Origin of the sequence: Pseudomonas fluorescens (genome assembly GCF_001307275.1) — a bacterium.
Lineage (GTDB): Bacteria > Pseudomonadota > Gammaproteobacteria > Pseudomonadales > Pseudomonadaceae > Aquipseudomonas > Aquipseudomonas fluorescens_AA.
Genome location: NZ_CP012831.1, coordinates 3,209,900 through 3,232,502 on the forward strand (window position 1 = coordinate 3,209,900; position 22,603 = coordinate 3,232,502).

Annotated in this window: 21 protein-coding genes; 14 read left to right on the forward strand and 7 right to left on the reverse strand. The window is 61.9% G+C overall.

Going from position 1 to position 22,603, the window contains the following annotated elements; translation table 11 throughout:
- Positions 1 to 34: 34 nt before the first annotated feature.
- From bioB to AO356_RS30935, 14 genes are all read left to right on the forward strand, one after another.
- Positions 35 to 1,090: a biotin synthase BioB gene (bioB, locus tag AO356_RS14155; protein WP_014340550.1), complete on the forward strand. Its 1,056-nt coding sequence runs from the start codon at positions 35 to 37 to the stop codon at positions 1,088 to 1,090.
- A 168-nt stretch (positions 1,091 to 1,258) separates the two neighbouring features.
- Positions 1,259 to 2,437 (forward strand): 8-amino-7-oxononanoate synthase, encoded by a 1,179-nt coding sequence (gene bioF / locus AO356_RS14160; RefSeq protein ID WP_060740327.1) that lies wholly within the window; start codon positions 1,259 to 1,261, stop codon positions 2,435 to 2,437.
- Positions 2,430 to 3,161: an alpha/beta fold hydrolase gene (locus tag AO356_RS14165; RefSeq protein ID WP_060740328.1), complete on the forward strand. Its 732-nt coding sequence runs from the start codon at positions 2,430 to 2,432 to the stop codon at positions 3,159 to 3,161. The genes bioF and AO356_RS14165 overlap by 8 nt, the downstream gene beginning before the upstream one ends.
- Positions 3,154 to 3,966, forward strand: a complete 813-nt coding sequence (bioC, locus tag AO356_RS14170; protein ID WP_060740329.1) for a malonyl-ACP O-methyltransferase BioC — start codon at positions 3,154 to 3,156, stop codon at positions 3,964 to 3,966. The genes AO356_RS14165 and bioC overlap by 8 nt, the downstream gene beginning before the upstream one ends.
- Entirely contained in the window at positions 3,963 to 4,643 is a 681-nt protein-coding gene (bioD, locus tag AO356_RS14175) for a dethiobiotin synthase (protein WP_060740330.1), read from the forward strand. The genes bioC and bioD overlap by 4 nt, the downstream gene beginning before the upstream one ends.
- A 119-nt stretch (positions 4,644 to 4,762) precedes the next feature.
- Positions 4,763 to 5,059 (forward strand): hypothetical protein, encoded by a 297-nt coding sequence (locus AO356_RS14180; protein ID WP_060740331.1) that lies wholly within the window; start codon positions 4,763 to 4,765, stop codon positions 5,057 to 5,059.
- Between the two features lie 276 nt (positions 5,060 to 5,335).
- Positions 5,336 to 7,141, forward strand: coding sequence for a phenylacyl-CoA dehydrogenase (locus AO356_RS14185; protein WP_060740332.1), 1,806 nt, complete (start codon positions 5,336 to 5,338; stop codon positions 7,139 to 7,141).
- A gap of 357 nt (positions 7,142 to 7,498) precedes the next feature.
- The gene (locus AO356_RS33205; RefSeq protein ID WP_257720544.1) at positions 7,499 to 7,633 is read left to right on the forward strand and encodes a hypothetical protein; all 135 of its coding nucleotides are present in this window, start codon (positions 7,499 to 7,501) and stop codon (positions 7,631 to 7,633) included.
- Complete coding sequence (locus AO356_RS14190; RefSeq protein WP_060740333.1) at positions 7,623 to 8,114, forward strand: DUF1097 domain-containing protein; 492 nt, start codon at positions 7,623 to 7,625, stop codon at positions 8,112 to 8,114. The genes AO356_RS33205 and AO356_RS14190 overlap by 11 nt, the downstream gene beginning before the upstream one ends.
- A gap of 86 nt (positions 8,115 to 8,200) precedes the next feature.
- A complete protein-coding gene (locus AO356_RS14195) occupies positions 8,201 to 8,713 on the forward strand; it encodes a DoxX family protein (RefSeq protein WP_237140814.1) in 513 nt (170 codons plus the stop codon).
- Positions 8,714 to 8,893: 180 nt separating this feature from the next.
- On the forward strand, positions 8,894 to 10,183 hold the full coding sequence (locus tag AO356_RS14200) for a GGDEF domain-containing protein (protein ID WP_060740334.1): 1,290 nt from the start codon (positions 8,894 to 8,896) through the stop codon (positions 10,181 to 10,183).
- A gap of 91 nt (positions 10,184 to 10,274) precedes the next feature.
- The gene (locus AO356_RS14205) at positions 10,275 to 12,071 is read left to right on the forward strand and encodes an acyl-CoA dehydrogenase C-terminal domain-containing protein (protein WP_060740335.1); all 1,797 of its coding nucleotides are present in this window, start codon (positions 10,275 to 10,277) and stop codon (positions 12,069 to 12,071) included.
- A 243-nt stretch (positions 12,072 to 12,314) separates the two neighbouring features.
- Positions 12,315 to 14,093: an acyl-CoA dehydrogenase C-terminal domain-containing protein gene (locus AO356_RS14210; RefSeq protein WP_060740336.1), complete on the forward strand. Its 1,779-nt coding sequence runs from the start codon at positions 12,315 to 12,317 to the stop codon at positions 14,091 to 14,093.
- A 346-nt stretch (positions 14,094 to 14,439) separates the two neighbouring features.
- Entirely contained in the window at positions 14,440 to 14,598 is a 159-nt protein-coding gene (locus AO356_RS30935; protein WP_003177654.1) for a YqaE/Pmp3 family membrane protein, read from the forward strand.
- A 127-nt stretch (positions 14,599 to 14,725) separates the two neighbouring features.
- Here AO356_RS30935 and AO356_RS14215 read toward each other — a convergent pair whose 3' ends face one another.
- The 7 genes from AO356_RS14215 to pqqF form a co-directional block, all read right to left on the reverse strand.
- Positions 14,726 to 16,555 (reverse strand): alpha/beta hydrolase family protein, encoded by a 1,830-nt coding sequence (locus tag AO356_RS14215; RefSeq protein WP_060740337.1) that lies wholly within the window; start codon positions 16,553 to 16,555, stop codon positions 14,726 to 14,728.
- Positions 16,521 to 17,690 (reverse strand): pyrroloquinoline quinone biosynthesis protein PqqE, encoded by a 1,170-nt coding sequence (gene pqqE / locus AO356_RS14220; protein WP_060740338.1) that lies wholly within the window; start codon positions 17,688 to 17,690, stop codon positions 16,521 to 16,523. The genes AO356_RS14215 and pqqE overlap by 35 nt, the downstream gene beginning before the upstream one ends.
- On the reverse strand, positions 17,662 to 17,937 hold the full coding sequence (pqqD, locus tag AO356_RS14225) for a pyrroloquinoline quinone biosynthesis peptide chaperone PqqD (protein ID WP_060740339.1): 276 nt from the start codon (positions 17,935 to 17,937) through the stop codon (positions 17,662 to 17,664). Before pqqD ends, pqqE begins: the two co-directional genes overlap by 29 nt.
- Positions 17,934 to 18,686: a pyrroloquinoline-quinone synthase PqqC gene (gene pqqC / locus AO356_RS14230; protein ID WP_060740340.1), complete on the reverse strand. Its 753-nt coding sequence runs from the start codon at positions 18,684 to 18,686 to the stop codon at positions 17,934 to 17,936. The genes pqqD and pqqC overlap by 4 nt, the downstream gene beginning before the upstream one ends.
- A gap of 202 nt (positions 18,687 to 18,888) precedes the next feature.
- Positions 18,889 to 19,800, reverse strand: coding sequence for a pyrroloquinoline quinone biosynthesis protein PqqB (gene pqqB / locus AO356_RS14235; protein WP_060740341.1), 912 nt, complete (start codon positions 19,798 to 19,800; stop codon positions 18,889 to 18,891).
- An 80-nt stretch (positions 19,801 to 19,880) separates the two neighbouring features.
- On the reverse strand, positions 19,881 to 19,955 hold the full coding sequence (pqqA, locus tag AO356_RS30940) for a pyrroloquinoline quinone precursor peptide PqqA (RefSeq protein WP_003177660.1): 75 nt from the start codon (positions 19,953 to 19,955) through the stop codon (positions 19,881 to 19,883).
- 170 nt (positions 19,956 to 20,125) lie between these two features.
- Positions 20,126 to 22,558 (reverse strand): pyrroloquinoline quinone biosynthesis protein PqqF, encoded by a 2,433-nt coding sequence (pqqF, locus tag AO356_RS14240; RefSeq protein ID WP_060740342.1) that lies wholly within the window; start codon positions 22,556 to 22,558, stop codon positions 20,126 to 20,128.
- Positions 22,559 to 22,603 lie beyond the last annotated feature (45 nt).

Genomic DNA, 22,603 nt, shown 5'->3' on the forward strand with positions numbered 1-22,603 from the left:
CAGGCGCCAGCCAAGCATAATCAAGGAAATGCCCATGAGCGCCAGCACCACTGCCAACCTGCGTCATGACTGGTCTTTGGCCGAAGTCAAAGCACTCTTTGTCCAGCCATTCAATGACCTGTTGTTCCAGGCGCAGACCGTGCACCGCGCGCACTTCGACGCCAACCGCGTCCAGGTTTCCACGCTGCTGTCGATCAAGACCGGCGCTTGCCCGGAAGATTGCAAATATTGTCCGCAGTCCGGTCACTACAATACCGGTCTGGATAAAGAGAAATTGCTCGAAGTGCAGAAGGTCCTCGAAGAGGCTGCGCGGGCCAAGGCCATCGGTTCGACCCGTTTCTGCATGGGCGCGGCCTGGAAGCATCCGTCGGCCAAGGACATGCCGTATGTGTTGGAAATGGTCAAAGGCGTGAAGGCCATGGGCCTGGAAACCTGCATGACCCTGGGCCGCCTCGACCAGGAACAGACCGAAGCGCTGGCCCAGGCTGGCCTGGACTACTACAACCACAACCTCGATACCTCGCCGGAGTTCTACGGCAGCATCATTACCACCCGTACCTACAGCGAGCGCCTGCAAACCCTGGCCTATGTGCGTGATTCGGGGATGAAGATCTGCTCCGGCGGCATCCTGGGCATGGGCGAGTCCCTGGACGACCGCGCCAACCTGCTGATCCAGCTGGCGAACCTGCCGGAGCACCCGGAATCGGTGCCGATCAACATGCTGGTCAAAGTCGCCGGCACGCCGCTGGAGAATGCCGAAGACATCGATCCATTCGATTTCATCCGCATGCTTGCCGTGGCGCGGATCATGATGCCCCAGTCCCATGTGCGCCTGTCCGCTGGTCGTGAAGCGATGAACGAGCAGATGCAGGCCCTGGCATTTTTTGCTGGCGCCAACTCGATTTTCTACGGCGACAAGCTGTTGACCACCGCCAACCCGCAAGCCGACAAGGACATGCAATTGTTCGCACGCCTGGGCATCCAGCCCGAAGCCCGCGAAGAACATGCCGACGAAGTGCACCAGGCGGCTATTGAACAGGCGCTGGTGGAGCAGAAGAGCAGCGAGCAGTTCTATAACGCGGCTGTCTGATTGCTCACCGATCCCCTGATTGGAATGCAAGACCTTGTGGGAGCGAGCTTGCTCGCGATGGCGGTATAACAGCCGACAGAGATGTTGAATGTCATGGCCTCATCGCGAGCAAGCTCGCTCCCACAGGGGATCTCACTCCGTCCATAAATGGTTCACCCCGAGGCCTGCATGCCCTTCGATCTCGCCGCACGCCTGGCTGCCCGTCGTGCCAACAACCTCTACCGCCAGCGCCCGCTGCTCGAAAGCCCCCAGGGCCCGGAAGTGGTAGTGGACGGCCAGCCGTTGCTGGCGTTCTGCAACAACGATTACCTGGGCCTGGCCAATCACCCGCAAGTGATCGAGGCCTGGCGCGCCGGCGCGGCGCGTTGGGGCGTCGGGGGCGGCGCCTCCCATTTGGTGATTGGCCACAGCAGCCCTCATCACGCCCTGGAAGAAGCGTTGGCCGACCTGACGGGGCGTCCGCGGGCGTTGCTGTTCACCACCGGTTACATGGCCAACCTCGGCGCGGTCACCGCGCTGGTGGGGCAGGGCGATACGGTGCTGGAAGACCGCCTCAATCATGCTTCGCTGCTCGACGCCGGGCTGTTGTCCGGTGCGCGTTTCAACCGATACCTGCACAACGATGCCCAGAGCCTGGCCAGTCGCCTGGAGAAAGCCACTGGCAATACCCTGGTGGTCACCGACGGCGTGTTCAGCATGGACGGCGACATTGCCGACCTGCCGGCCCTGGCCCGTGAGGCAAAGGCCCGGGGCGCCTGGCTGATGGTCGACGATGCCCACGGCTTTGGTCCGCTGGGGGGCCATGGTGGCGGTATCGTCGAACATTTCGGCTTGAGCCAGGACGATGTGCCGGTGCTGGTCGGCACCCTGGGCAAGGCCTTTGGCACCGCCGGGGCCTTCGTCGCCGGTAGCGAGGAACTGATCGAAAGCCTGATCCAGTTCGCGCGTCCCTACATCTACACCACCAGCCAACCGCCGGCCCTGGCCTGCGCCACGCTCAAGAGCCTGGAACTGCTGCGCGGCGAGCATTGGCGGCGTGAACACCTGCAGGTGCTGATCCGCCAGTTCCGCCAAGGTGCCGAGCAGATCGGCCTGCAATTGATGGACAGCTTCACGCCGATCCAGCCGATCCTGGTGGGCGATGCGGGGCGGGCCATGCGCTTGTCGCAGATGCTGCGTGAGCGCGGGCTGATGGTCACGGCGATCCGCCCACCCACCGTGCCGGCCGGCAGCGCTCGTTTGCGCGTGACCCTGACCGCCGCCCATAGCGAGGCCCAGGTGCAGCTATTGTTGAATGCACTGGCCGAGTGTTTTGCCCTGTTGGGACCGGAGCCAAGCCATGCGTGATCGACTGATTTTGCTGCCCGGTTGGGGCTTGGGTGTTTCACCGCTGGAACCGCTGGCGGCGGCCTTGCAAGGGCTCGACGAACACCTGCGGGTGGAAATCGAGCCGTTGCCGGTATTGCTATCGAGCGACCCCGATGAATGGCTCGAAGAATTGGACGCCACCGTGCCTCAGGACACCTGGCTGGGCGGTTGGTCCCTGGGCGGCATGCTGGCCTCGGCGCTGGCGGCGCGCCGGGGTGAGCGCTGCTGTGGCCTGCTGACCATGGCCAGTAATCCGTCCTTTGTCGCCCACGAGCAATGGCCGAGCGCGATGGACGGCCAGACGTTCGATGGCTTTCTCGCCGGCTGTGCGGCCGACCCACGCCAGACCCTCAAGCGTTTCAGCCTGCTGTGTGCCCAGGGCTGCGGCGATCCACGCGGGTTGTCGCGGTTGTTGTTGGCCGGGGCGCCAAACACTTCGCCCGAAGTATTGATGGCCGGGCTCGAACTGCTGGCGCGATTGGACACCCGCGCTGCGTTGCAGAGTTTCCGAGGCCCGCAACTGCATCTGTTTGCCGGGCTCGATGCCCTGGTGCCGGCCGAAGCGGCGGGTGATTTGCTGGTCTTGCTGCCGGATGTCGAAATCGGTCTGATTGAACAGGCCGGCCACGGATTCCTTCTGGAAGACCCTCACGGTATAGCGGCGGCGATCCAGGTTTTTTTGCATGAGTCCGGCGATGACTGATTTGTCTCTCCCTCCATTGCCCGGTGCCTTGCCCGACAAACGCCAGGTAGCGGCGTCGTTTTCCCGGGCAGCGACCAGCTATGACAGCGTGGCCGAGCTGCAGCGCGACGTGGGGCAGCAATTGCTCGGTCGCTTGCCGCCTTCTTTCACGCCGCAACGTTGGCTGGACCTGGGCTGCGGCACCGGCTACTTCACTCGGGCCTTGGGTGCGCGTTTTGGTGCGACCACCGGCCTGGCGTTGGATATCGCCGAAGGCATGCTCAACCATGCGCGTCCTCAAGGTGGCGCCGCGTATTTTGTCGCCGGTGATGCTGAGCGGCTGCCTTTGCAGGCGGCGAGCTGCGACCTGGTGTTCTCCAGCCTGGCGGTGCAATGGTGCGCGGATTTCGCCACGGTGCTGAGCGAGGCCCATCGGGTGTTGAAGCCGGGTGGGGTGTTGGCCTTCACCAGCCTCTGCGTGGGCACTTTGTACGAGTTGCGCGACAGCTGGCGTCAGGTGGATGGCTTGGTGCACGTCAACCGTTTCCGTGCGTTCGAAACGTATCAGCACCTTTGCGCGGCCAGCGGGCTGAATGTCATCAGTCTTGAAATCCGTCCGCATGTGCTGCATTACCCTGATGTGCGCAGCCTGACACATGAATTGAAAGCTTTGGGTGCCCACAATCTGAACCCTGGTCGCCCCGGTGGCTTGACGGGCAGGGCGCGGATTCTCGCGCTGGTTGAGGCCTATGAGCAGTTTCGTCAGGCCCAGGGGCTGCCGGCAACTTACCAGGTGGTCTACGCCGTTTTGGAGAAACCGCTATGAGCAAGGCCTATTTCATTACCGGCACCGACACCGATGTAGGCAAGACCACCGTCGCGGCGGGCCTGCTGCATGCTGCGCGACAGGCTGGGATGAGCACGGCTGCCGGAAAACCCGTGGCCTCTGGCTGCGACGTGACGCCCAAGGGGCTACGCAACGCCGATGCCTTGGCCTTGCTGGCCGAATGCTCGATACCGTTGACGTATGCACAGGTCAATCCGGTGGCGTTCGAACCGGCAATAGCGCCGCACCTGGCCGCCCGGGAAGCGGGCGTTGCCTTGACGGTGCAGTCGCTACTTGGCCCGATGCGCGAAGTGCTGGCGCTGAACGCTGATTTCACCCTGATCGAGGGCGCAGGTGGTTGGCGGGTACCGCTGGCCGGCCAGGACAATCTTTCCGATCTGGCGATCGCGCTGGGCTTGCCGGTGATTCTGGTGGTGGGCGTGCGCCTGGGTTGCATCAGCCACGCGTTGTTGACCGCCGAGGCTATCGCCCGTGATGGCTTGCAGCTTGCCGGTTGGGTCGCGAACATCATCGACCCGGCCACCTCGCGCCTGGAAGAAAACCTGGCAACCTTGGCCGAGCGACTTCCGGCGCCGTGCCTGGGCAGGGTGGCGCGGATCCAGAGTGTGACGGCCGAAGCCGTGGCCGGACACCTGCAACTGGATCTGCTGGACTGAGCCCCCGCCAAGGTTTTGCCTATGACACGGCACTGTGCCATTAGTGTTTTTGTCGGGCCTTTTCCCTGGGCTTCTGATTCAATGGCCACTGTCGACCCTTCAAGAAGACGAGCTCTGCCATGGAAATCTCAGGAAGTACCGCGTTCTATGCCGGTCTGAGCACGATTCAGACAGGGCAGAACCGCGTCGATCAGGCCTCCGGCCAGATCGCCAACAACACGATCGAGCGTTCGGTCACCAGCCAGTCGTCTGAAGTCCAGGTAGATCGCCTGCGTTCGGTGGATCGTAGCCAGCAGTCGGACCAGGCCGCCAACATGGTCGAAATGGCCCAGGGCAAGTTCCAGGTGCAACTGGGTGCCAATGTCGCCAAGGCATCCGACGAAATGCTCGGGACATTGATCGATACCTTTGCCTGATCCTGTTCTTCAGATTTGCCAAAACGCCGCGATTATTCGCGGCGTTTTTGTCTCTAACGTCTTATTGCTCAACTAATCTTTTCCTACGCGCATCGCGGATTCTTCAGGGCGATGGGTTTCCTGTGTCCGACATTTTTCTCAGGCTGATGACGAACGGCAAAAGATCGGCGCTTGACAAGATTTGGGCGTAAACGTATGTTTCAAACAACTGTTTGACCGCCACAACAAATCCACGCGGTCGTTCATTCCCGGTTACATCAGCAGAGGTTTATCGCTATGCCTGACTACAAGGCCCCCTTGCGTGATATTCGCTTCGTTCGTGACGAACTGCTTGGCTACGAAGCGCATTATCAGAGCCTTCCGGCTTGCCAGGATGCAACTCCGGACATGGTTGACGCCATTCTCGAAGAAGGCGCCAAGTTTTGTGAGCAGGTGCTGGCTCCGCTGAACCGTGTGGGCGACATCGAGGGTTGCACCTGGAGCGAGTCCGGCGTGAAAACCCCGGCCGGTTTCAAGGAAGCCTACAAGCAATTCGTCGAAGGCGGCTGGCCGAGCCTGGCCCACGACGTCGAGCATGGCGGTCAAGGCCTGCCGGAATCCCTGGGCCTGGCGGTCAGCGAGATGGTCGGTGAAGCCAACTGGTCGTGGGGCATGTACCCGGGCCTGTCCCATGGCGCGATGAACACGATTTCCGAGCACGGTACGCCCGAGCAGCAAGAGGCCTACCTGACCAAGCTGGTTTCCGGTGAATGGACCGGCACCATGTGCCTGACCGAACCGCACTGTGGTACCGACCTGGGCATGCTACGCACCAAGGCCGAGCCTCAGGCCGACGGTTCCTACAAGGTTTCCGGTACGAAGATCTTCATTTCGGCCGGTGAACACGACATGGCCGACAACATCGTCCACATCGTACTGGCACGCCTGCCGGACGCACCGGCTGGCACCAAGGGCATTTCGCTGTTCATCGTTCCAAAATTCCTGCCTAACGCCGACGGCTCCATCGGCCAGCGCAACGCGGTGAGCTGTGGTTCCCTGGAACACAAGATGGGCATCCACGGCAACGCCACTTGTGTGATGAACTTCGACGCGGCCACCGGTTACCTGATCGGCCCGGCGAACAAAGGCCTGAACTGCATGTTCACCTTCATGAACACCGCACGCCTGGGCACTGCGCTGCAAGGCCTGGCCCACGCCGAGATCGGCTTCCAGGGCGGCCTGAAATATGCCCGTGATCGCCTGCAAATGCGCTCCCTGACGGGCCCGAAAGCGCCAGACAAGGCCGCCGACCCGATCATCGTGCACCCTGACGTGCGTCGCATGCTGCTGACCATGAAGGCCTTCGCCGAAGGTAACCGGGCGATGGTGTACTTCACCGCCAAGCAGGTCGACATCGTCAAGTACGGCGTGGACGAAGAAGAGAAGAAAAAAGCCGATGCGCTGCTGGCGTTCATGACGCCGATCGCCAAGGCCTTCATGACCGAAGTCGGTTTCGAATCGGCCAACCATGGCGTGCAGATCTACGGCGGCCACGGCTTCATCGCCGAGTGGGGCATGGAGCAGAACGTTCGCGACAGTCGTATCTCGATGCTGTACGAAGGCACCACCGGCATCCAGGCCCTCGACCTGCTGGGCCGTAAAGTGCTGATGACCCAGGGCGAGGCACTCAAGGGCTTCACCAAGATCGTCCACAAGTTCTGCCAGAGCAACGAAGGCAACGAAGCGGTCAAGGAGTTCGTCGAGCCCCTGGCTGCGCTGAACAAGGAATGGGGCGAGCTGACCATGAAGGTCGGCATGGCGGCCATGAAGGATCGTGAAGAAGTGGGCGCGGCATCGGTGGACTACCTGATGTACTCCGGTTACGCCTGCCTGGCCTATTTCTGGGCCGACATGGCGCGCCTGGCAGCGGAAAAACTCGCAGCCGGCACCACCGAAGAAGCCTTCTACACCGCCAAGCTGCAGACCGCGCGCTTCTACTTCCAGCGCATCCTGCCGCGCACCCGTACCCACGTGGCAACCATGCTGTCGGGCGCGAACAACCTGATGGACATGAAAGAAGAAGACTTCGCGCTGGGTTACTAAGCCTTACGCGGTTCTTTGAAAAAAGCCGCTGCTTCTTCGGGAGCAGCGGCTTTTTTTTGCGCCGCCGACAAACACGCGCCTCAAGCACCAGCAGGCTTCAAGTCGCCGAATTTCTTACTGTGGAAATCCAGCCTCGTGCTTCAAATTCCGTCACCTGTCCCTGCAACGCGTCGAAACGGTCCATAGCGGCCCATTTGTTGTGGTTTTTGGAATAGATAAGTCAATTTCATCCCGTTTATTCACAGACGGTCAATCGACATCATGGGGTTGTGGGCTGACAACCTTCGCCCCATGTGGGTCGGCCGGTGCCGATCCCGTGAAACCAGCTTTATCGCACGTACCGGAAAGGAATTGACCATGAACGTGAACACCACTCTTGCGGCCTGGCGTCTGATCGCCGTTGGCGATCGCTTCCTGCGTCGTATCGCCCTGTCTGGCCCCTTGACGTCACGGCGGGTACTTGCGACCCGGGAGGTGAGTCATGGCCAATAATGCATTTTTCACTCATCTGAAGGTGGTGGTGGGGGAGTCGGTCATTGCGTCATCCGCCGCCACCCTGAGCGTGATGGCGCTGGAGGTTCCGGTGTGGGCCATGTTTGTCGGGTGGATTTCATTCTTTACCCGCGGGCTCAACCTCAAGCAAGGGGCGATCAACCTGGCCTGCGTGCTGATCGGCGTCATTCTGGGGATCGGTGCGGCCCAGGCCATGGCTGCCCTGACGCCTGTTCTGGGCAGCTATGCCATCAGTGCAGTGGTGTTCGCCATCACGGTCATTGCGCTGTCTTTGGCCAAGGCGCCGGTGTTCAACAACCTGCTCGGTTTTTTCCTGGGGCTGGTGGCGTATTTCGCTTCGCACCAACCCCCGTCGCTCACAACCTTCGGGATGCTGGCCCTGGCCGGGACGCTGGGAGCGACAGCGGCCCTGCTGGCGCATTCGCTGCAAAAGCGGGTTCGCCAGGGCGCTGGTCATTGACGCGGGGAGTCCAGCATCTCGCCAGCAAGTGCCGGCCGCGTTAGCGGGTGGCTCTGAAAACCTCATTCACAAAAAGGACTACCGCGATGGACACGTCACAACGTAAATCCGCGATGACCTCCATGGAAACCACCGCCTCCCAAGAGCGCCTGCTGTTTCCGGCGCTGGATGGGCTTTACACCCGTGCGGAGCCCGTTTTGTATGCAGTGCTGCGGTTTGCGTTCGGCGTTGTCATGTTCACCCACGGCCTTCCAAAAGCCCTGGGGATATCCCACGGTTCCATGGCGGATCCCATGGCGGGCTCCATCAACCTGATCCAGAACGTCATGGGCCTGCCGTTCGCCGCGCAATGGGCGGTTCTGGTCATGCTTCTTGAAACGGTCGGTGCGGTCATGCTGGCTGTCGGTCTGTGGGCGCGCCCGGTCGCGTTCATGATGGCGGTGCAAATGGTGGCTATCAGCTACGCGCTTGGCCCCACTTGGCCGTGGATCGATCGCGGCATTGAGTTTCCCGTATTGATGGGATTTCTTGCGCTCTATATTGCCGTGCGCGGTAGCGGCCACTTTGCAGTGGATCGCAAGCTCAGATTTTCCATCTGAGCAGGCGCAGTTGTTTGCATGAAAATTCTGTAACAACAATTGCTCCGACAAAGCCTTAAGAAAACCTCCCGCCCTGCCGTTACAGCGATGGCAGTGTGACATCTGTCACATCTCGCGTGCCTTACTGTTCCAATTGCAGGCACAATGCCATCTTTGATCAGCCGGGTCGGAGCTTTACCCTTGCCGCGTTCTTCCGCTGTACGTTTGAGCCATTTCCTACCGTCGTTGCTGTTGTTGGTGGCGGGGCTTGCGGCTGCCTACGTCAAGGATCTCAACGTTTTCTTCACCTCGCTGTTCAACGTTCTCCCGACGCTGGTGCTGTTGCTAGGCGGGGCGTATTGCGCGGTCTACCGACGTCAACGTGAACTGTTTCTGATGGTCACGGTGTATATCGCCTACTTTCTCTTGGATACCCAAACCGACTTTTATCGCGATAACGGCAAGGTGCGCGAAGACGCGGCGGTGGTGTTCCATCTCGTCTGCCTGTTGTTGCCGCTGTTGTTCGGGCTGTTCGCCGCGTGGCAGGAGCGCACCCACCTGTTCCAGGACATGGTGGCGCGGTTTGCGGTGTTGCTGGTCTTTGGCAGTGTGGCGCTGGCCTTGGAGCAGAGTTTCCCCCAGGCCTTGTTGTTGTGGCTCTCGGAGATCCGCTGGCCCGCGTTGCACGGTGCCTGGATGAGCCTGATCCAATTGTCCTACCCGATGTTCGCCGCCGCGTTCCTGCTGTTGGCCTGGCAATACTGGCGCAATCCCCGGCCATTGCACGCGGCACAACTGGTGGGTTTGCTGGGGTTGTTCTGGATGCTGCCCAAGACCTTTATCCTGCCGTTCACCCTGAACATCATGTGCAGCCAGGTCATGTTGATGATCGCCGCGGCGGTCGCCCACGAGGCCTATCAGATGGCCTTCCGTGACGAACTCACCGGCCTGCCGGGCCGGCGGGCACTGAACGAACGCATGCAGCGCCTGGGGCGCAACTATGTGTTGGCGATGAGTGACGTGGATCATTTCAAGAAATTCAACGACACCCATGGCCACGACGTGGGCGACCAGGTGCTGCGCCTGGTCGCCAGCAAGTTGTCGAAGATCGGCGGTGGCGGTAGGGCGTATCGCTACGGCGGTGAGGAATTTGCCCTGGTGTTCGCAGGCAAGACCATCGACGAGTGCATGCCCCATCTGGAAGTCATCCGCCAGTCCATCGAGACGTATGCCATCCAGCTGCGCAATCCCGATAGCCGTCCCCAGGACGATCAGCAAGGCCGCCAGCGTCGCTCCGGCGCGGGTGCTTCCAGCGTATCGGTGACGGTCAGCATCGGTGTCGCGGAGCGCCTTGAGCAGCGCACGCCCGAAGAAGTGCTCAAGTCCGCCGACCAGGCGCTGTACAACGCCAAGGGCGCGGGGCGTAACTGTGTGGTTGCCTTCGGCCAGAACCGCCGCGGCGCGGTGCGCATGGAAGCCGCCGCGGGTTGAGTGATGACGGCGCATTCAGCGTCTGGACTGTGATTGTGGGACAGGGTGGCCGGCAGTAGGTTGGAACGATCTGCTACCGGAGAAAACCACCATGCCCGAGTACAAAGCCCCCCTGCGCGACATGCGCTTTCTGATCGATCACGTCTTCGATTTCCATGGCCGTTATGCCGAGCTGGGTGCCAGCGATGCCAGCCCGGACATGGTCAGCGCGATCCTCGAGGAAGGCGCCAGATTCTGTGAAAACGTGCTGGCACCGCTCAATCGCTCCGGTGACGAAGAGGGCTGCCATTTCGACAACGGCGTGGTCACCACGCCTACAGGCTTCAAGCAGGCTTTCGCACAGTACGTGGAAGGCGGCTGGCACGGCTTGGCGGCAGATCCGGCGTATGGTGGCCAAGGCTTGCCCAGCTCCCTGGGCCTGGTCATCAGCGAGATGATCGGTTCCAGCAACACGTCCTGGGGCATGTACCCGGGCCTGACTCACGGTGCCATGTCGGCCATTCATGCCCACGGCACTGAAGAGCAGAAACAGACCTACCTGAGCAAACTCACCGCCGGCCAGTGGACCGGCACCATGTGCCTGACCGAAGCCCACTGCGGCACCGACCTGGGCATCATCAAGACCCGCGCCGTGCCCCAGGCCGACGGCAGTTACGCGATCTCCGGCAGCAAGATTTTCATCTCCGCCGGCGAACACGACATGAGCGATAACATCATCCACCTGGTGCTGGCCAAGCTGCCGGACGCCCCTGCCGGGACCAAAGGCATCTCGTTGTTCATCGTGCCCAAGTTCCTGCCCGACGCCACCGGTGAGGCCGGGGCGCGCAATGGCGTTTCCTGTGGCTCGATCGAACACAAGATGGGCATCAAGGCCTCGGCCACTTGTGTGTTGAATTTCGATGGGGCCAAGGGTTTCCTGATCGGCGAGCCGAACAAGGGCCTCAACTGCATGTTCACCATGATGAACCACGCCCGGCTTGGCACCGGCATGCAGGGCCTGTGCCTGGGGGAGGCGAGCTTCCAGGGCGCGATCAAATACGCCAACGAGCGTCTGCAGATGCGCGCGCTGACCGGCCCCAAGGCACCGGAAAAAGTCGCGGACCCGATCATCGTCCATCCCGATGTGCGCAGGATGTTGTTGACCATGAAGGCCTTCAACGAAGGCAACCGGGCGCTGACGTATTTCACCGCGCAACTGCTCGATACCGCCCACCTGAGCCCGGACGACACCGCGCGCCAGGAGGCCGAGGACCTGCTGGCGTTTCTTACCCCGATCTGCAAGGCCTTCATGACCGACACCGGGCTGGAGGTAACCAACCACGGCATGCAAGTGTTTGGCGGCCACGGCTTCATCCGCGAGTGGGGCATGGAGCAGTTGGTGCGCGACTGCCGCATCGCGCCGATCTACGAGGGCACCAACGGCATCCAGGCCCTGGATTTGCTGGGGCGCAAGGTGCTGGGTAGCCAGGGCAAGTTGTTGCGTGGCTTCACCAAGATTGTCCATAAGTTCTGCGCTGCCAACGCGCAACATCCGCAGCTCAAGGAGTACGTCGCGCAACTCGACGGGCTCAACCAGCAGTGGGGCGAGCTGACCACTCGGGTTGGCATGGCCGCCATGAAGAATCCGGATGAAGTGGGTGCCGCCTCGGTGGACTACCTGATGTACAGCGGCTACATCATCCTGGCCTATCTGTGGTTGCGCATGGCCTTGGTGGCCCAGGCGCAACTCGACAGCGGCAAGGGTGACGGCGATTTCTGCCAGGCCAAACTGGCGACCTGCGAGTTCTACTTCAAGCGCCTGCTGCCACGTACGACCGCCCATCGGGCTGCGGTCGAGGCCGGGAGCGAGTGTTTGATGAAGCTGCCGGCAGCGTTGTTTTCCCTCTGACTGAACCGTGGCGAGGGCGCTTGCTCCCGTTGGGCTGCGTAGCAGCCCTCTTTTTGTGATGCTGCGCACTCAAGCGGGAGCAAGCTCTTTCGCCACGGTTAATCTCTAAAATCCTGTGGTGACTAAAAATAACAAAACAGTCATGGGTTGACCCTGTGTGTCGCAAAAGTTGTTGAGGTACACTCGGGTCATTGCGAAACCGTCTTTTACGAACCCAACTGTTTAGATCCTGCGAGGTTTGCCATGGCTGACTACAAAGCGCCCCTGCGCGATATGCGCTTCGTCCTCAATGAAGTGTTCGAGGTCGCGAAGCTCTGGGCCCAATTGCCGGTACTGGCCGACACCGTGGACGCTGAAACGGTCGAAGCGATCCTCGAAGAAGCCGGCAAAGTCACCAGCAAAAGCATCGCCCCCCTCAGCCGCGCCGCTGACGAAGAAGGTTGCCACTGGGCCAACGGCGCCGTCACCACGCCGGCAGGTTTCCCACAGGCCTACAAGACTTACGCTGAAGGCGGTTGGGTCGGTGTCGGCGGTGATCCGGTGTACGGCGGCATGGGCATGCCCAAGGCCGTTTCGGCCCAGGTCGAGGAAATGGTCAACTCCGCCAGCCTGTCCTTCGGCCTGTATCCGATGCTGACCGCCGGCGCCTGCCTGTCGATCAATGCCCATGCCAGCGAAGAACTGAAGGCGGCGTACCTGCCGAACATGTACGCCGGCGTCTGGGCCGGTTCCATGTGTCTGACCGAGCCTCACGCGGGTACGGACCTGGGGATCATCCGCACCAAGGCCGAACCTCAGGCCGACGGTTCCTACAAGGTCAGTGGCACGAAGATTTTCATCACCGGTGGCGAGCACGACCTCACCGAGAACATCATCCACCTGGTGCTGGCGAAACTGCCAGACGCACCGGCGGGCCCCAAGGGTATCTCGCTGTTCCTGGTGCCCAAGTTCATGGTCAATGCCGACGGCAGCCTGGGCGCGCGCAACGCGGCCAACTGTGGGTCGATCGAACACAAGATGGGCATCCAGGCGTCCGCCACCTGCGTGATGAACTTCGACGAAGCCGTGGGTTACCTGGTGGGTGAGCCGAACAAAGGCCTGGCGGCGATGTTCACCATGATGAACTACGAGCGTCTGGGGGTTGGCATCCAAGGCCTGGCCTCCGGCGAGCGTTCCTACCAGAACGCCGTCGAATATGCCCGTGACCGCTTGCAAAGCCGTTCGCCCACTGGGGCGCAGAACAAGGACAAGGTCGCTGACCCGATCATCGTCCACCCCGACGTGCGTCGGATGCTGCTGACCATGAAGGCCTCGAACGAGGGTGGCCGGGCATTTTCCACCTACGTGGCGATGCAACTGGACACCGCCAAGTTCAGCGAAGACCCGGTCACCCGCAAGCGCGCCGAAGACCTGGTGGCGTTGCTGACCCCAGTGGCCAAGGCATTCCTGACCGACCTGGGCCTGGAAACCACGGTTCATGGCCAGCAGGTGTTCGGCGGCCATGGTTACATTCGTGAATGGGGCCAAGAGCAACTGGTGCGTGACGTGCGCATCACCCAGATCTACGAAGGTACCAACGGTATCCAGGCGCTGGACCTGGTAGGGCGCAAGATCGTCGGCAGTGGCGGAGCGTTCTACCGGTTGTTCGCCGATGAAATCCGCCATTTCACCGCCACCGCGAGCAGCGACCTGGCGGAGTTCACCAAGCCACTGAACGATGCGGTCGGTACGCTGGATGAGTTGACCGATTGGTTGCTGGACCGGGCGAAGAACAACCCGAACGAAATCGGCGCCGCTTCGGTGGAGTACCTCCAGGCGTTCGGCTACACCGCTTACGCTTACATGTGGGCGTTGATGGCCAAGGCGGCTTTTGGCAAAGAAAACCAGGATGATTTCTACGCGAGCAAACTGGGCACGGCGCGGTTCTATTTCGCTCGCCTGCTGCCGCGCATTCACTCCCTGAGTGCTTCGGTGAAAGCTGGCAGCGAGTCGCTGTTTCTGCTGGAGCCCGGGCAGTTCTAAAAACTGACATTGTGTAAGCAAAAGCTTACACAATGTGCTGGCGTTTTCCCTCTATCGGCAGATTGGATCCAGGGCTAATCTACTTCACATGGACGCCGCGCAGGACGCGCAAAAGTAACAACACGGACACGTAGGATTCTGCCAGGACGGCGGAGTGAAATGGATGTCAGGGAAACAGTCTGCAAAGCCCCGCTTCGGCGGGGTTTTCTTTTGCCTGGATTTTTTGTTCCTTGGCAGCGCGCCCTACTCCGGGTTGCTTCTGCTTGCGTTTCACTGAACCCTGACGAGCGGCTTGAGGTCAATGAGCTATGTGGCAATTTGGCCATCGTCGATCAGGGAGTCATCCATGGATTTCATTCGCATTATTATCGCCATCCTGCTGCCGCCACTGGGGGTGTTCCTGCAAGTCGGTTTCGGCGGGGCGTTCTGGCTGAATATCCTGCTGACGCTGTTGGGTTACATCCCTGGCATCGTGCATGCGGTGTACATCATCGCCAAGCGCTGAATTCATCGGTCATAAAATCCCCCTGTGGGAGCGAGCTTGCTCGCGATAGCGGTGTGTCAGTCCACGGAAATATCGACTGGACTACTGCTATCGCGAGCAAGCTCGCTCCCACAGTTTGTCTGGCGTCCTACAGATCGCCATCCATCACCTTGCGATAGAACAACCACTCATGTTCCAGCGCATGCGCCTGGTTCGCGGCTTTGCGAAAACCGTGGCGCTCATCCGGGTAGTAGTGCGCCTCGACGGCCACGCCGTTGGCCTGTAAGGCACTGACCATGTCGCGGGTTTGCTGCGGCACCACCACGGCGTCCAGTTCACCCTGGAAAAAGATCACCGGCACACGGATGTTCCCGGCGTGCAGCAGCGGCGTACGGGCGCGGTAGCGTTCGACGTCCTGTTGCGGATCGCCGATCAGCCAGTCCAGGTAATCACCTTCGAACTTGTGCGTGGCCCGGCCGAGGGCGACAGGGTCGCTCACGCCATAGAGGCTGGCGCCGGCACGGAAGACCTCATGGAACGCCAAGGCGCAGAGGGACGTATAGCCGCCGGCACTGCCACCCCGAATGAACGCATGACGGCCGTCGATCAGGCCTTGTTCATCCAGGTAGGCGACCACCGCGCAGGCATCCTCGACATCCACCACGCCCCAGTTCAAATGCAATGCCTGCCGATAGGCCCGGCCATAGCCGCTGCTGCCGCGGTAATTGAGATCGGCAACGGCAAAGCCACGCTGGGTCCAATACTGGATACGCGGATCGAACAGGGGATAACAGGCCGAGGTGGGGCCGCCGTGAATGAACACCACCAGGGGCGGCTTCGCCTGTACATTCATGGCCGGGTAAAAGAACCCGTGGGCCTCACCTGACCCGGATGGATAACGCAGGGTGCGAGGACGGCTGATCTGTTCGACGGGCAATGGCGCGACGCCGCCGGCCAGCACCGCCACGTCATGACTATGCCGCTCGATGGCAATGACCGCCGACGGGCCGGTCGGCGAGGCGGCAATGGCGTAGATGAACCGCTCATCCAGCGCCAGGCTGCGAAAGCGGGTATAGGTGCCGGTAAAGTCATCGCTGGCGTGGTCTTCGCGACACAGGCCCAGGCGCCCGAAACCCGCTTCGGTCCAACTCGCCAGGTACGTGTGTTCATCCTGCGGCAGCCAGGTACAGCCACCCAGTTGCCATGGCGCCGGGGCGTGATCGGCTTCGGCGGCGGGCAGTGGTTCCAGGCCTTGGGCCGACTCCTTCCAGGGCTGCCAATAACCACCGCGATCACTCAGGCAATAAAGGCGACCGGCCGCGTCGAAGCGCGGTTGCTGAATGGACTCTTGCTCACCCTCGCCGGCCACACAGCGTGGCTCGCCCCAACCCGAAGCATTGCGTTCGGCCAACATCAACCGCGTGGCTGTCCAGGGTTGATGCGGGCGGCTCCACTCAACCCAGGCGAGCCGCTGGCCGTCCGGGCTCAGGGTCGGCGAAGCGTAGAAATCGGCGCCTTCAGCCAGTAGATGTCGCTGATGATCCGCCAACCCGATCGACACCAGGCGATGCTGGTTGGCTTGTTCTTCCACCGCCAACACCTGGCCACCGGCAAAGCCAAGGTCCCCGTAGCGACACTCACCGGAGGTCAGCGCCACGGGCTGCCCGTCGCTCAGCGACTGGTGATACAGCTGCTGGTCGGTCTCATTGACGAACAGCACGCCGTCACGGCTCAGGCAGAACGACCCGCCGCCGTATTCATAGACCCGGCTGCGCGCGCTGAACCCGTCCGGCGTCAAACAGCGGGCCTGGGTATCTTGCCAATGCCAGATCCGGCAGGCGCCGTCCGCGGGGCGGTATTCATTCCAGAACAAGCCCAAGGGCCCGACCTGCAGTTCGGCGAAGTCGGTGCCGGCGGCAACGGCCTGGGCGGCGCTGAAAGGCTCAGCCTTTGGCGATGAGGCGCGAGTTTCGTTCATTGCGAAAGGCCAACTGTTCAATGGTTTGCGTGGCGTGCTCGGCGTCTTCACGGGCCTGGAGAATCACTCCGTGGTGTTCGGACTTGCTGCACACCGGGTCGGCGTTACTGGCGTCCCCCGTGAGCATGAACGCCTGGCAGCGGCAACCGCCGAAGTCCTTCTCTTTTTCATCGCAGGAGCGGCATGGTTCGGGCATCCAGTCATAACCGCGGAAACGGTTGAAACCGAACGAGTCGTACCAGATGTGCTGCATGCTGTGGTCGCGCACATTGGGAAACTGCACCGGCAGCTGTCGGGCACCGTGACAGGGCAATGCCGTGCCGTCCGGCGTGACGGTGAGGAAAATGCTGCCCCAGCCGTTCATGCAGCCCTTGGGGCGTTCTTCATAGTAGTCCGGCGTGACAAAGATCAACTTGCACGGATTGCCTTCGGCTTCCAGCTTGGCGCGGTATTCATTGGTGATGCGCTCGGCGCGCACCAGTTGCTCCCGGGTGGGCAGCAGGCCGACGCGGTTCAATTGCGCCCAGCCGTAGAACTGGCAGGTGGCGAGTTCGACGAAGTCGGCCTCCAGGGCGATGCACAGCTCGATGATGCGGTCGATCTTGTCGATGTTGTGCCGGTGGGTCACGAAGTTCAGCACCATCGGATAGCCGTGGGCCTTCACCGCCCGGGCCATTTCCAGTTTTTGCGCGAAGGCTTTCTTCGAGCCGGCCAGGAGGTTGTTCACCTGCTCGTCGCTGGCCTGGAAACTGATCTGGATATGGTCGAGCCCGGCCTTCTTGAAGTCGCTGATTTTCTGTTCGGTCAAGCCGATGCCGGAGGTGATCAGGTTGGTATAGAAACCCAGCCTGCGCGCCTCGCCGATCAGTTCGGCCAGGTCCTGGCGCACCAGCGGCTCGCCACCGGAAAAACCCAACTGCGCGGCGCCCATTTCCCGGGCTTCGCGAAAGACCTTGAACCACTGCTCGGTGCTCAGCTCCTTGCCCTGCTCGGCGAAGTCCAACGGGTTGGAGCAGTACGGGCATTGCAACGGACACCGATAGGTCAGCTCCGCCAGCAGCCACAGCGGCAGGCCGACTTCCGGCCTGGGCGGCAGGGCGGTGGTGTCAGGCAAGTTCGATCCAGTGCTGTGCACGGGCGACCTCCATGAATTGCTCGATGTCGTCACCAAGTTCCGGCACGTCGGGAAACTGCTTGGCCAACTCGTCGATGATGGCCGCGACATCCCGTTCGCCGTCGATCAGGCCGCCGATCAGCGCAGCGCTGTCGTTCAACTTGATCATGCCTTCAGGATAGAGCAGCACGTGGCCTTTCTGGGCCGGTTCGTACTGGAAACGATAGCCGGGGCGCCAGCGCGGGGTTTGGCTGCGATCGAAACTCATAAGGTAATTCCTTTGTGCCAAACCCGTTGGTCGGTCACGCTGTGATAGGGCGGGCGATTCAATTCGTAGGCCATGCTCATGGCGTCGAGCATGCTCCAGAGGATGTCCAGCTTGAACTGGAGAATCTCCAACATGCGTTCCTGCCCTGCGCGGGTGGTGTAGTGCTGCAAGGTGATCGCCAAGCCATGCTCCACATCGCGCCGGGCCTGGCCCAGGCGGGTGCGGAAGTATTCATAGCCGGCCGGGTCGATCCACGGGTAATGCTGGGGCCAACTGTCCAGGCGCGACTGGTGGATCTGCGGGGCGAACAGTTCGGTCAGCGAGCTGCTGGCAGCCTCTTGCCAACTGGCCCGGCGGGCGAAGTTGACGTAGGCGTCCACGGCAAAACGCACACCTGGCAACACCAGCTCCTGAGAGCGCAGTTGGTCAGGGTCCAGGCCCACCGCCTGGCCCAGCCGCAGCCAGGCTTCGATGCCGCCGTCTTCGCCGGGCGCGCCGTCATGGTCGAGCAGGCGCTGGATCCACTCGCGACGGATTTCCCGGTCCGGGCAGTTGGCCAGGATCGCGGCGTCCTTGAGCGGGATATTCACTTGATAGTAGAAACGGTTCGCGACCCAGCCCTGGATCTGCTCGCGAGTGGCACGACCTTCATACATCGCCACGTGATAGGGGTGATGGATGTGGTAATACGCGCCTTTGGCACGCAGGGCCGCTTCGAACTCGGCGGGGGACAGGGGGGTGTCAGTCATTTCGGTCTCCGGGGAATAACCGTTGGGTTCTGTGGCGTCAGGGCTGGCCCCATCGCGAGCAAGCTCGCTCCCACACGGGTTGTGCTGTGAATCAGATATCAGGACTACTGTGGGAGCGAGCTTGCTCGCGATAGCGTCCTACCAGTCGGCACCCATGTCGACGGATACACCGCAAGCCCACCCCACATTGGTTCCGACCTTCCTACAACTCAATACTCATTCCGTCGTAGGCCACTTCAATCTTTCGACGTACAAGCTCGGCCCGTTCGGGCGAGTCTTCATCCAGGATCGGGTTGGTGTTGTTGATATGGATAAGGACCTTGCGCTGCTCAGGCAGTTGCTCCAGCACTTCCAGCATGCCGCCGGGGCCGTTCTGGGCCAGGTGGCCCATTTCCCGGCCGGTGCGGGTGCCTACGCCACGGCGCTGCATTTCATCGTCGTCCCACATCGTGCCGTCCACCAGCAGGCAATCGCTGCCGGCCATGATCGCCAACAATGGCTCGTCGACCTTGCCCAGGCCCGGGGCATAGAACAGCTTGCCGCCCGTGCGCAGGTCTTCGACGATCAGCCCGATGTTGTCGCCCGGGTGCGGGTCGAAGCGATGGGGTGAATAGGGCGGTGCGGCGCTGCGCAGGGGCAGCGGGGTGAAGCGCAGGTTCGGGCAGGCGGCGATGGTGAAGCTCTGGTCGAGCTCGATGCGATTCCAGCTCAGCCCGCCGTTCCAGTGGGTCAGCATGTTGAACAGTGGAAAGCCCGTGCTCAGGTCTTCATGAACCATGTCGGTGCACCAGACTTGATGCGGGCAACCTTCGCGCAGGCTGAGCAGGCCGGTGGTGTGGTCGATCTGGCTGTCCATCAGGATGATCGCGCCAATGCCGGTATCGCGCAGGGCCCGGCCAGGCTGCATCGGGGCGAAGCCCTGGAGCTGGGCACGAATGTCCGGGGAGGCGTTGCACAGCACCCAGTTCACACCGTCATCGGACAGGGCGATGGACGACTGGGTACGCGCCTGGGCCCGCAGGCTGCCGTTGCGAAAACCTGCGCAGTTGGCGCAGTTGCAGTTCCACTGGGGGAAACCGCCACCGGCGGCGGAACCTAGAATCTGGACGAACATGGCTGCTCCATCTGCAAACCGAAATAAAAACGCCTCGGCTGGCCGAGGCGTAGTGCTGCGTGCTTAATCGCCTGCAGCAATCAACGGCTGGCGAAGTACATGGTGACTTCGAAACCGATACGCAGGTCGATATATGCGGGTTTGGACCAGGACATGGGAATACTCCTTTGGTTGGGGGACTTTGGTTCGATGGAACGGTGGAGACCTATACATATAGTCCACCTCCGTTCGGAGATGTTCAGATGCTTAGGCGCCTATGTTACTAAATCTGACAAATTCGTTCGCCGCGATTCTCGAAGAAAGCTCATTACAGCGGCTGCAATGATCACCGCGCCGCTTGCCAGTGTTCTGGTGGGCAGGCGCCGTTGCTCAGGCAATACCATCCCCCTTGCGCATCGAGCAAACCCTGGGCGGCAGCCTCGAGCCGGGCGCGATCCAGGCACAGGATGGCAGCAGACAACTGCTCAAGATAATCCGACGGGCGGCCGGCCAGCTTGCCCTGCCAGAGCAGTTCGGCGGCCTGGGCGAAGGGCAGGGCACTGCTCTGGAGTTGGGCGGCGAGTGCCTGCTGCTGACGGGCAAGGGACGCATCATCAAGCTGCTGGATCAGCGCCGGTAACCCGGCCAGGAATTGCTCGAGGTGGGCGATCAGTTCCGCCACCGAAAGGCTGGGCGATTGGACGCCGAACAACACTCCGGTTTGCCCATCGACCTGCTTCAAGCCGCTGAACACCGCATAACCCACCTGCAACTCGACGCGCAGGCGCTGGTAGAACGGCGTCTGGCACAGCTGCGCCAGCCACCGCCAGGCGGCTTCGTCGGCGAGCACCGAGGTGGCGGTCGGGCAAAACAGCAACACGGCCGATTCTTCACCGTGGGTCTGGAGCCTATGCCAGACGCGTTGCCCGCGCGACGCCGTCGCCAGGCTGACGTCCTCGCCGACAACGCCCGGCACACGGGCCAGCGCCGGGCCAAGCGCCCCTTGGGTGGCGGCCGACAGACCGATGGACAGCCCATCCCAGCGGGCCGTTGTCCATACGTCTTGATCGCTGTCGGGCATTGGCAACGTTGATATTTGCCGGCAATGATCCGGCAGCGCCTTCAACAGCTGTCGAATCGGCATCGACGGCGTTTCATCACCGGCCTGGGCCATTGGCAGGGGTTGGGCAAGCTTCGCCAGAACGTGTTCGAGCACCAGCGGCAGCGGTGCCTGCAAGCCGACCAGTTTTAGCAGCCATTGATGGGCGGACGCTTCGAAACTGACGTCCACGCCAGCCTGCCGAGCCTCTTCGCGCACATCCTGCAGGTGCCGGTCGAGCCTGGATTGAACGTCGGGCGGTGCCTGGCTCGTCAGTTGCCAGCGCAGGTACACCGCGCCTTCACGACCGTTGTCTGGCAGCGCCTGGCTGAACTGCATGGGCGAGCGTTCCCGCCGGCCCCGGGAGCGATCCTGGGCGAAGGTTCGCAAGCCGCGGTGGGCGCTGGTCTGGCCGCGGATCAGCCCGGCGCGAGGCGCTTCGCTTGGTGTTTGCAGGAACGGGTTGGGCGCGGGCAGTTGCCAGGGTTCCACGACGTTATCGGCGGGGTGCAGTTGCCTGAGGATTTCCCTGAGCCTCACGAGGTCGTTTGCCAGCAGCGGCGTGTCACGTCCCTCACAGTCCCAGCGGGCCAACTGCAAGGCCGATCCTGTCTCCTGCCGTCGCTGCAACAACGCGGTGAACTCCTGGCGCAACGGCGCCCAGTCATCCTGGGCGGCAAAGAATCCCAACCAGTCGTGCAGCAACGGCTGGATTTGCGCCGCTGCCTGAGCGTTGCCGTGCTTGAATTCGATGTGCAGCAGCCCTTGTCCGGCAAACTCATACAGCGCAGTGGCCTTGAGGCTGTCAGCCAGGCCGCGCTGACGCAACATGGCGAGCAGGCCGCCCGGTTTGCTGGAGTTCAGCCACGTACAGAGAAAGTCCAGGGCTTGGGGGGAGGCGGCGGGCAACGCTTCGAAGGCGAACAGCAGCTCGAGACAACCTTCCCGGGCCTGTTGATAACGCATCTGGGGCGATGCCATCAGCCTTGGCGGCGACGATCCAGCGACCGCTTCACCGGCCGATACATGGCTGCCGAACCGTTGCGCCAGCGCTTTCAAGGCGTCGATGCTTTGTGGGCCGACCAGGCTCAACGTCATCTGGCCGCTCTGGTAAAAGCGGCGATAGAAGTTGTGCAATGCGCTTTGGAATTCGGCGTGTTCCACGGCGAGGCTGTCGCGATTGCCGGCGTGAAAGCCCCGCAGCGGATGGGACGCTGACACGCCGTCATACAAGGCAAGTTGCCGTTGGGCGGCCGCATCCTGGGACCAGGCGATGAACTCCGCGTGCAACACTTCCCGTTCCCGCAACTGCTCAGCTTCATCCAGGCGTGGCTGGGCGAGCATGTCCCACAGCCGTTCCAGCCCGTCGGCGAAGGTTGCGGGAGGGAGTTCGAAGAAAAAATCCGTGGTGCGTTCACTGGTGCGCGCATTGACCTGACCGCCGTGCCGCTGCACGTAGGCCATCAGATGCTCCCCGGCGGGAAACCGTTCGGTACCGAGGAAGAACAGGTGTTCGAGCAAGTGCGCCATGCCCGGCCAGGCCAGGGGGGCATCATGGCTGCCAGCGGCGACGCGCAGTACCGCGGCGCTGCGCTTGAGGCCCGGGACATGACGCAATGTCACCCGCAAGCCGTTGGCCAGGGTTTCGGTGTGGGGGCGGAGGGAATCGGGGACCGGCATGGGCGCTTCCAGAACAAGGATGCGCCCATGCTAGCGGATCAGGGC